This window comes from Paenibacillus sp. DMB5 (assembly GCF_001517085.1).
Classification (GTDB): Bacteria; Bacillota; Bacilli; order Paenibacillales; family Paenibacillaceae; genus Paenibacillus_AQ.
Window position 1 is genome coordinate 18847 of sequence record NZ_LRAC01000166.1, and the last position, 8692, is coordinate 27538.

Sequence of the window (8692 nt, forward strand, 5' to 3'; positions counted from 1 at the left end):
CTCCTCAGTTGTTTACTATCGGAAGTTCTTCCGCGATTCTCTCTTCCACCTCAAACAGCACTTTCATATAAACTTTACCATTGTCTTTCTTCTCATGCAAAATTTTTTGACTTTTAATGGTGCTGTCCGTGCCGTAACGGGCCAAAATATCGCTTTTTGCGCGGGCAATCCCTTCCTCCCTCGCCTCTTCCGCCGTCTTCACCGAAGACGCATAACTGATCTCCAGCTCCTTCTCCGTCATGACGCCCAGCGGCAGCTGAAGGGAGCGCCAGGAGAGCATATTATTTTCCGTGAGTGTACGCGATTTGCTGAATCCGGATTTACCGTATCCCCACAGCTGTACTGCCCAGTCTCCGATTACAAGATAGGTCCGGTCTTTTCGTTCCCCGGTATAGGAACTGCTTGTCGTCTTCAGCGGAACCTCGATATTGTATTCATGCCAGACAAGTCCCTTTACTTCCCCCTTGGCTACTACATATTCTATATTTTCCTCATCACCCAGTGCCCCTGATATGAGGATCTGTCCTTTTTTAACCCGGGAATTGATGCCCACCACCGGCCGGCCCTGCTCAGCATAAATACCGGTAACAACCGCATCCGTTCTGCTGACCAGATGGCGCTGGCTCAGGAGGGGCTTCTTTTCCGGCTGGTCTGCCTCGACAACCTGGATTGTAATGCTCGTCCCTGTCCGCTCCACCCCCACCCAGGAAAGCCCCGGCACGCGGGAGGTCAGCCTTTTGGAGAGCTTGTCCGGCTCGTCCATGCGCCAGATCCACTGAAACGGATAAATCCCCTCCTGGCGGGCGGCAGCCAGCAGATCATCGGAGGCAATACGCTGGTTGCCTTCAATCCGGACTGTCCAGACCATGGAGCAGAACAGCAGAAGCATTACCCCGAACAGCAGGATGCCTCCCGTAAAAAGCTTGCGTCTCCACAGCCTGGCCATCCGGAAAGGAAGGCCGCTTCTCGCAGTGACGTGCACGCGGCAGCCTGTCTTTTTTAAAAGCGGCCGGAGGCTGAAGAAGTCATCCAGCAGCAGGTTCAGGGAAGCGCCGTTTCCTGCAGGCTTCACCTCCCAGATGACGATGCCGGCTTCGGTTACGGCGTTGATAAACTTTTCCACCGCAGGTCCCGTCACATGCAGTGTAACGAACCCCCGCAGTGCTGACAGAGGCGGCTCTTTCATGGTTTCTCCTCGCTTCCCTTGTATCTGATTTCCCCGATAATGCCTTCAACAGCCAGCTCCTGGCCGAGGATATTGCGGATCATTAGCTCCTGCCCGGAGATTTCAAGCGAACCCTTGGCTAACGCGATGGTAAGCTGGCCGGACGAAAAATGCAGCACACCGCGGTGGTTCTCGATATACAGTTCCTTATTGCCGATCAGGGTGATCCGGGGCAGCTCCTGCAGCACATCCTGCGGAAGATCCAGTACCCCGTTTGTCCATCCCCGCAGCCTGCGGCCGATACGGGTCATATGTAGACTTCTCCCCCTTCCTGCCTTCTTTACACCTTATGCGGCGCCGCAGGCTTTTATGAGAAATACTCACACAGGGTCAAAGAAATGCGGTTGCGGTTCTTCCGCAGGGCCTGCTGAAAACGCAAAAAGCCTCCGGACCCTTCAAGAAGGTTCCAAAGGCTTGCCTTGCAAAATCTGTAATCCAGTTCTGATCGTCTCAACACGGCAGCTGCAGTACGGCCGCTATCTCCTTGTTGAGTGCGGACGCCGTGAACGCGGCGGACCGAGAATTTCCGCCCAGATAATCCCGTTCCGCAGCGCCTGACGGCTGTCCGCAGCTCCGCCGGGGAGAGAGGCGGAAGCAGAACCCTGCACACGGGCCGCTGCAGGCCCGTCTGCAGCCTTCTCCAGGCCATAGGCTGCCATACCGTCATATGCGGCCTGCAGGCGCTCCAGCTCACGCTGCATCCGTTCCGTGCGGGCCTGCACACTGTCTTCCTGTTCCGCAGGCTGCTCGTAAGACATCCCTTCACCCGTCTCATAGTCAGGAGTCGGGATCTGAGGCGGCTCTTCCCAGGCAGGGGCCAGTTCATGCTCATGCCGCTCATAGGATGAGCTGTCCCGGGTGGACATGCTGCCTTCGGGTGCAGGGAAGCCGCTGCCGGTTCCGGCAGAACGCGCTTTATCTTCGTCAGCGTCCGGGCGTCCAATCCTGCGCAGCGGGTTATCCCCGCCCCCGCCAAAGGTCGGCATCCCGCCGCGGGCGTTAGGCTTTTTCTTATTCTTGGCCGCTTTATTCACATTGGTAAAGATTGCAATCAGAATAATCACGGCAATATAAATCAGACTGCCCATGGGATCTCACATCCCCTTATTTATTGGTCGGACGGTTCGGATCATCCCCGTCGTTCACTTTACCGAGCGAGCCGCGCATCTGCGTGTCGGCCTCGATATTTTTGAGATTCATGTAATCCATTACACCCAGCTGTCCGGACCGCAGCGCTTCGGCCATAGCCAGCGGAACCTGGGATTCGGATTCGACAACCAGCGCCTTCATTTCGACAACTCGAGCCTTCATCTCCTGCTCATGGGCCACGGCCATCGCTCTGCGCTCCTCGGCTTTCGCCTGGGCGATGCGCTTATCCGCTTCTGCCTGCTCAGTCTGCAGGTAAGCCCCGATATTCTTGCCGACATCAACGTCCGCAATGTCAATGGAGAGAATTTCAAAAGCTGTTCCGGAGTCAAGCCCCTTGGACAAAACAGTCCGGGAAATCGAATCCGGATTCTCCAGCACGTCTTTATGCGAATTACTGGAACCTACCGTGGTAACAATCCCTTCGCCGACACGGGCAATAATGGTTTCCTCACCCGCACCCCCGACCAGCCGGTCGATATTGGCACGGACAGTCACGCGGGCTTTTACCTTAACTTCAATCCCGTTTCTGGCAACTGCAGCTACAATCGGTGTTTCAATGACACGCGGGTTAACACTCATCTGAACCGCCAGCAGCACGTCACGCCCTGCCAGATCAATCGCCGCCGCACGGGTAAATTCAAGCGGAATATTGGCCCGCTGCGCCGCGATCAGCGCATTGACAACCCGGTCCACGTTACCGCCGGCAAGATAATGGCTTTCCAGCTGGTTGATGTTAAGACCCAGTCCGGCTTTGGTAGCCTTAATCAGCGGATTAACAATCCGGCTTGGTGTTACCCGGCGCAGTCTCATCGCCACCAGCGTAATAATACTGATTCTTACACCGGATGCCCATGCAGAAATCCACAGCATAACCGGGAAGAAACTGAAGAACACACTCAATACAATGATCACGACAACCGCAATCAGCAAAATAGGAATCAAAGAAGCTTCGCCCATACCTGTTCCCAACCTCCGTTACTTTTATTAAAAATCATTCTACATTCGCAGGCTCATTCGGCTGCTTCCTTTACCACCACACGGCCGCCCTCCACCTTCACCACGGCAATAGGACGGTCAGGATTGATAAAGCTTCCTTCGGTAACCACATCCACCCGTTCTCCGCCGATCATGGCTGTTCCAGCAGGACGGAGCGGAGTAATACTCATTCCCGCTGCGCCAATGAGGCTGAGCTTTTCCAGTGCAGGCACAAAGCCCTCTTCTTTGGTCAAACTCTCCTGGAGAATGAACCGGTTCCAGATGCCGCGCTCCTTAAAAGTAACCACAACGACCGCAATGACTACTGCCGCAGCAGCAAATGCGATCCCGAGATTAAGCAGGGCGTGGGTGTAGCTGAAAGCTGCACGAACAACACCTGCGATCAGACAGACTGAACCAAGCAGTCCGAGTATGCCGAAGCTTGGCACAAAGAGCTCCAGCACCAGCATGACAAGCCCCAGAATGAACAGCAGCCATGTCTCCGCTCCGGCGAATCCTGCAACGTAGTTCCCGAAGAAATACAGCGCGAAGGCCAGGGTCCCGATAATACCGGGAGCACCGAAGCCCGGCACCAGCAGCTCAATGACAATCCCGGCAATCCCGATAAAGAGCAGAATAATCATTACAACCGGATTGGTGAGAAAATGTGACACTTTTTCCGCTCCGGTCTGCTTGACGTGAAAAATGTCGTCCGTCGAGAAGCCCAGCAAGCCGACTGCCTCCTCAGAGGTAGCCGCCAAATGCTCGGCATAGCCCGCCTTCAGCGCCTCGTCACTGGTCAGCGCAATGATCTGTCCTGCCGCCTTGTTCACTCCAAGCTCAGGCTTATTCACGACCAGGTTCACATCCATCATTCCTGCAGCAATGTCAGGATCACGGCCGTTCAGCATGGCTGCCCCGACCATTTTGGACTTCCAGTATGAGACGATTTTGGCGTCATCCACACTGTTGCCGTTCCTGTCTACTAGCGATGCCGCGCCGATCATGCTTCCGGGCTTCATAATAATGTTGTCTGCGTTCAACGCTATGTAACTGCCTGCCGACGCAGCGTCGCCCTTAATAAAAGCGGTAACCGGAATGTCGCTGTCCCTGATCAGTGAACCAATCTGCTCTGCAGAATCCACCAGTCCCCCCGGTGTATCAATCTCCAGTACAATCAGAACCGCCCCGTAGTTAGCCGCCTCTGCAAATCCGCGCTCCAAAAAGCTCTGCAGCCCGCGTTCAATCTCATGTTCAACCGGAATGATAAACACAGGGCCGCTTTTGACTTCTCCAGCCGGCCGGTCTGTTGACCCGGATGATGCGGCTGCACCTGCCAGTACCGGTATGCACAGCATCAGCAGCAGAATAGCGGCAGTAAAGGAAACAAGCCCTCTCCGGAATCTGCTCACAATAGAACCTCCCCTCTTCATGATAACCCATTTCATACTCCTAGTACGCCCTTATCCGCCAATCCGTTTCAAAACATTAACCGGGCTGACGGCTGTAAGACCAACAAGTAGAAACGGCTATGCCTTCCTTCAGAGAAGGCGGTACCCGTTTCTGCGAGAAATAGAAGGATTATTTATAACGTAAAACACATAAATTCTTATATTTTGAAAAAGGGACAAAGATAAGCAGATGCTTATATTTTGTCCCTTTATAACGAAAAACACCCCTTATAAAAAGGGGTGTTAGCGCTATATTATTGCAGAAATTGCAGAACCGCCTGGTTCACAAGTTTACCATCGGCGCGACCTTTGACCTTAGGCATCAGTGCGCTCATGACCTTACCCATATCACTTTTCGAAGAAGCACCGGTTTCCTGGATGGTCTGCTGTACAATTACTTTAATTTCTTCTTCGGAAAGCTGCGCAGGAAGATACTTAATGATAATCTCGATTTCTGCCTTCGTATTCGCGGCAAGCTCTTCACGACCCGCTGATTCAAATTCTTGGAGGGCATCTTTGCGCTGTTTGATTTCACGACTAAGGATATCAAGCACTTCGTTGTCGTCTAATGTTCTCTTTAATTCTATTTCAGAATAATTTATCGTAGAACGAACCATTCGAATGGTGGAGAGTGTGAACTTGTCCTTACTCTTCATCGCTTGCTTCATATCTTCGTTCAATCGTTCGCTAAGATTCATGACTCGGTAATCCTCCTAAAACTTTCTCTTACGAGCAGCCTCAGACTTCTTCTTGCGCTTAACGCTTGGCTTCTCATAATGCTTGCGTTTCTTCACCTCAGCCAAGACACCATCTTTAGCGATGGAACGTTTAAAGCGACGAAGTGCAGCATCAATTGTCTCGTTTTTACGAACTTTCGTTTCAGACACCAGTTTTCCCTCCCTCCGACCAGACCGTCCAAGAGCATAACACGGTTCATCAAATTTCATTATAGGTCAAACTGAAATAAGGTGTCAACCTTCGTGTTATTCTTTTTTCGGCAGGCAATCTGATTTTCAATAAAGTATTACGCGTGTGAGTCTGAAATGCCGACAAGGGCACCCAGCTTGGCGCCGCCGATCAGATGGTAATGCAGGTGAGGAACGGCTTGTCCGCTGTCTGGTCCGCAGTTATTGATCAAACGGTATCCGGTTTCCGCGACACCAAGCTCGACAGCAATCTGCTGGGCTACAGCATGGATCTCGGCGATCAGCGGCAGATCCTCTGCCGTAACATCGTTCATCGAGGCGATGAATTTCTTGGGAATAATCAGCACATGCACAGGGGCCGCAGGCTGAATATCATGGAACGCCAGAATCCGCTCGTTCTCGAACACCTTTTTTGAAGGAATTGTGCCCTCAATAATTTTGCTAAAAACGGTTTCCATACAACACTTCCTCCTGAACGTTTTGTGGAGCCTAGCTGCTTGAGTAGTCTTAGCGGCAAAACTTGCTGCTTGGACAGACATTTGGTCTTCATGGACCTCCTGCCTGACCTTGGAATGCCCGACCCTTCACGCCATGTTTTATGTGTTCTAATCATACAGGATTTTGAAGAAATACGAAAGCCGCGGTGAGTCATTTGGAAGCAGGGCAATTCAGGCTATGGATAATACAACCCAGCAATCACACGTTATCAAAACTGTATCTGTAACAGCAGCAGATATGGTCTGGAATACACCTGTGAATCAAACCACCATGAATCTTTGCCATCCTTTCCCGGATAGCAAATATAAGGACGAGCTGTAATCCTTTTTCTCACGATACATAAAAAAAGACAAAAAAAAGAAACACCCTATCAGCTGAAAGGCTGATTCGGCGGCGAACGTATGAAAAGGAGTGCATCCCGGTCATACGTCCGCCGAGGTGTTTCTAAAAGATGTCGGCTTAGCTGTATTATAACAGGGGCATGATGGTGTCTCTGTGATTGACATCACATCAAGCCCCTGGTTTCACATTTTTTCCAAAAGAATGTGCGATCCCCCGCCGCCCTGCTCGGCAGGAACGACAATCAGCTTGCGCGGCAGCCGGGCCCGGAGCTCGGGAACATGGCTGATAATCCCGACGGACAGCTGGTCATTATGCAGTTTCTCGAGGGAAGTGATTACGGTATCCAGCAGTTCTGTATCCAGAGTACCGAACCCTTCATCAAGGAAAAAGAACTGCAGCGGGTATTGTCCGCGCAGCTGGATCTGTGCCGACAGGGCGAGAGCTAGTGACAGGGATGTCAGGAACGTCTCACCGCCGGACAAGGTAGATACCGGTCGGCGCACGCCACCGTTGCCGTCATCGCGGATCACGAAGCCGCCGCCGGAGTCAACTTCCAGCGCATAACGCTGTTTGGACAGAAACCGCAGCCGCTGCGACGCGGCCTGACACACCTGCATCAGCTGCTCTTCGGCGATATACTCGACGAAGGCATTGCCGCGCAGCACGGTCTGCAGCTTGGACAGCCGGTCCTGCTGCTCTGCATGGCGGGACCGCTGCTCCTCCAGCTCCATCCAGCGGATGTGGCGCTGCTGGAGATCCTCCAGGTCGCGCTCGGCACGTGCCCGGCTCCGCAGCGATTCCTCGTCGTCCTCCTTGCATTGCTTAAGCGCAGCCACGCTTTCCTGCCATTCTCCGTCGCTGAGGACTTCTCCCTGCAGCTTATCGGCGATGCTCCGCAGCTGCAGGTTCACTTCAGCTTCCTCCTCACGGTGGCTCCGCACCCGGAGGACAGCCGCCGTCCGTTCTTCCGGCGGCAGGGCTGCAGCTTCGATCTCAGCCGCTGAAGCAAACGGAGACGACTGCAGGCTCTCTTCCCAGCGCGCAGCAGCTTCGGTGTAATGCTCGCGGGCAGATTCAGCCGCCTGGCGAGCAATGGCCGCTTCCTTCAGCTCATGCTGTGCCTTCTCGGCAGCCTGGCGGTGGCTTAGCCTGCTGCTCTCAAGCGCAGCCTGAAGGCTGCGCAGCTGCCGCTCGCAATCAGCAAGCAGCCCGGCAGCGGCCGGCCGCCAGTCCACTGCTGCAGGCGCTGCGCCTTCTCGCGCTCCAGCGCTTCCTTGCCCTCCAGCTGGGCATGCAGCTGGGCCAGCTCCTTGTCCAGACCGGTAATTTCCTCCTGCAGCGCCTGGACGGCGGTATTTTTGTCCTCCAGGAATTTCACGCTGATCTCCAGCCGTCCCCGGATTTCCTCCGACTGCTCGTCCTTAAGCTGCATGGCCCGGTAAGCGGCCTCCGCCTCGTTCACCGCCAGTTCCGGGAACAGCGCTGCCCATTCCCCGCGCAGGCCGGCTAACTGGCCTGCCAGCTCCTCGGCTTTGGCGGCCAGTCCCTGCAGCCAGGTTGTCTCTGCCTCTACGGCAGCCGCTTCCTTATGGCACAGCTGCTGCTGCTCCTGCATGGACTGCTGCCAGCGGGCAGCTGTGCTGCGCAGCCCTGCCGAGCGTGATCTGCCGGAAGCCAGTCTGGCCTCCAGCTCTGCAAGCAGCCCGGCATCCGGCGCTTCCGCCTGCGTCTGGCCGGCCTGTGCAACGGCAGCAACGGCCTGCTCCAGGCCGGCAGCAGCCGGCGGATCAGCCGGGCTGTCCGTCACGCTGGCGCCGTACACCTGCTCGAGCCACGCTCCGTCCTGTTCCAGCAGCTGCGCAGCAGATTGCGTGTATCCGAGCGCCTGTCTGGCCAGCTGGCGCACCTGCTGGAGCCGGCCGGCCGTCTCTTCCTCCGCGCCGCCGCCCTGGGCGGACGCAGGCGCGGGGTGATGCTCGCTGCCGCAGACCGGGCAAGCAGCCCGTCTTGGAGTTCACCGGCGAGCGCAAGCGAGAGCCGGTGAACCTCCTGCTCTTTGAGCGCGGCCTCCAGCGCGCTGCCGTGCTGCTCCAGGCGCACGGCAGCTTCCCCTGCGGCGGCTTCCG

11 protein-coding genes are annotated in these 8692 nt (G+C 55.1%); 1 reads left to right on the forward strand and 10 read right to left on the reverse strand.

Translation table 11 applies throughout. The features are described from left to right. Positions 1 to 4 precede the first annotated feature (4 nt). The 8 genes from yqfD to AWJ19_RS30955 form a co-directional block, all read right to left on the reverse strand. Positions 5 to 1186 carry a sporulation protein YqfD gene (gene yqfD / locus AWJ19_RS30920; protein ID WP_068729308.1) on the reverse strand — a complete coding sequence of 394 codons (1182 nt, stop codon included), beginning with the start codon at positions 1184 to 1186 and terminating at the stop codon, positions 5 to 7. Then, positions 1183 to 1476 carry a sporulation protein YqfC gene (gene yqfC / locus AWJ19_RS30925; RefSeq protein ID WP_068729309.1) on the reverse strand — a complete coding sequence of 98 codons (294 nt, stop codon included), beginning with the start codon at positions 1474 to 1476 and terminating at the stop codon, positions 1183 to 1185. The genes yqfD and yqfC overlap by 4 nt, the downstream gene beginning before the upstream one ends. A gap of 225 nt (positions 1477 to 1701) precedes the next feature. Beyond that, on the reverse strand, positions 1702 to 2313 hold the full coding sequence (locus tag AWJ19_RS30930) for a hypothetical protein (RefSeq protein ID WP_068729311.1): 612 nt from the start codon (positions 2311 to 2313) through the stop codon (positions 1702 to 1704). A 16-nt stretch (positions 2314 to 2329) separates the two neighbouring features. Then, on the reverse strand, positions 2330 to 3331 hold the full coding sequence (floA, locus tag AWJ19_RS30935; RefSeq protein WP_068729313.1) for a flotillin-like protein FloA: 1002 nt from the start codon (positions 3329 to 3331) through the stop codon (positions 2330 to 2332). A gap of 53 nt (positions 3332 to 3384) precedes the next feature. Continuing rightward, the gene (locus AWJ19_RS30940; RefSeq protein WP_241781949.1) at positions 3385 to 4761 is read right to left on the reverse strand and encodes a nodulation protein NfeD; all 1377 of its coding nucleotides are present in this window, start codon (positions 4759 to 4761) and stop codon (positions 3385 to 3387) included. A 293-nt stretch (positions 4762 to 5054) separates the two neighbouring features. Then, positions 5055 to 5498: a GatB/YqeY domain-containing protein gene (locus AWJ19_RS30945; protein WP_039876079.1), complete on the reverse strand. Its 444-nt coding sequence runs from the start codon at positions 5496 to 5498 to the stop codon at positions 5055 to 5057. A 15-nt stretch (positions 5499 to 5513) separates the two neighbouring features. After that, entirely contained in the window at positions 5514 to 5687 is a 174-nt protein-coding gene (rpsU, locus tag AWJ19_RS30950; RefSeq protein WP_005547957.1) for a 30S ribosomal protein S21, read from the reverse strand. Positions 5688 to 5824: 137 nt separating this feature from the next. Beyond that, positions 5825 to 6184 carry a histidine triad nucleotide-binding protein gene (locus AWJ19_RS30955; RefSeq protein ID WP_068729315.1) on the reverse strand — a complete coding sequence of 120 codons (360 nt, stop codon included), beginning with the start codon at positions 6182 to 6184 and terminating at the stop codon, positions 5825 to 5827. Positions 6185 to 6401: 217 nt separating this feature from the next. Between AWJ19_RS30955 and AWJ19_RS35490 the strand changes: the two genes are divergently transcribed. Beyond that, positions 6402 to 6545, forward strand: a complete 144-nt coding sequence (locus AWJ19_RS35490) for a hypothetical protein (protein ID WP_157890126.1) — start codon at positions 6402 to 6404, stop codon at positions 6543 to 6545. A 203-nt stretch (positions 6546 to 6748) separates the two neighbouring features. Here AWJ19_RS35490 and AWJ19_RS30960 read toward each other — a convergent pair whose 3' ends face one another. Both AWJ19_RS30960 and AWJ19_RS30965 read right to left on the reverse strand, forming a co-directional pair. Further along, on the reverse strand, positions 6749 to 7801 hold the full coding sequence (locus AWJ19_RS30960; protein ID WP_068729316.1) for an SbcC/MukB-like Walker B domain-containing protein: 1053 nt from the start codon (positions 7799 to 7801) through the stop codon (positions 6749 to 6751). Beyond that, on the reverse strand, positions 7711 to 8472 hold the full coding sequence (locus AWJ19_RS30965) for a hypothetical protein (protein ID WP_068729318.1): 762 nt from the start codon (positions 8470 to 8472) through the stop codon (positions 7711 to 7713). The genes AWJ19_RS30960 and AWJ19_RS30965 overlap by 91 nt, the downstream gene beginning before the upstream one ends. Positions 8473 to 8692 lie beyond the last annotated feature (220 nt).

Excerpts from the sequence above, each read along its gene's own strand:
- yqfD (WP_068729308.1), bottom strand. The coding sequence starts at position 1,186 with ATGAAAGAGCCGCCTCTGTCAGCACTGCGGGGGTTCGTTACACTGCAT.
- yqfC (WP_068729309.1), bottom strand. The coding sequence starts at position 1,476 with ATGACCCGTATCGGCCGCAGGCTGCGGGGATGGACAAACGGGGTACTG.
- AWJ19_RS30930 (WP_068729311.1), bottom strand. The coding sequence starts at position 2,313 with ATGGGCAGTCTGATTTATATTGCCGTGATTATTCTGATTGCAATCTTT.
- floA (WP_068729313.1), bottom strand. The coding sequence starts at position 3,331 with ATGGGCGAAGCTTCTTTGATTCCTATTTTGCTGATTGCGGTTGTCGTG.
- AWJ19_RS30945 (WP_039876079.1), bottom strand. The coding sequence starts at position 5,498 with ATGAATCTTAGCGAACGATTGAACGAAGATATGAAGCAAGCGATGAAG.
- AWJ19_RS30955 (WP_068729315.1), bottom strand. The coding sequence starts at position 6,184 with ATGGAAACCGTTTTTAGCAAAATTATTGAGGGCACAATTCCTTCAAAA.
- AWJ19_RS35490 (WP_157890126.1), top strand. The coding sequence starts at position 6,402 with ATGGATAATACAACCCAGCAATCACACGTTATCAAAACTGTATCTGTA.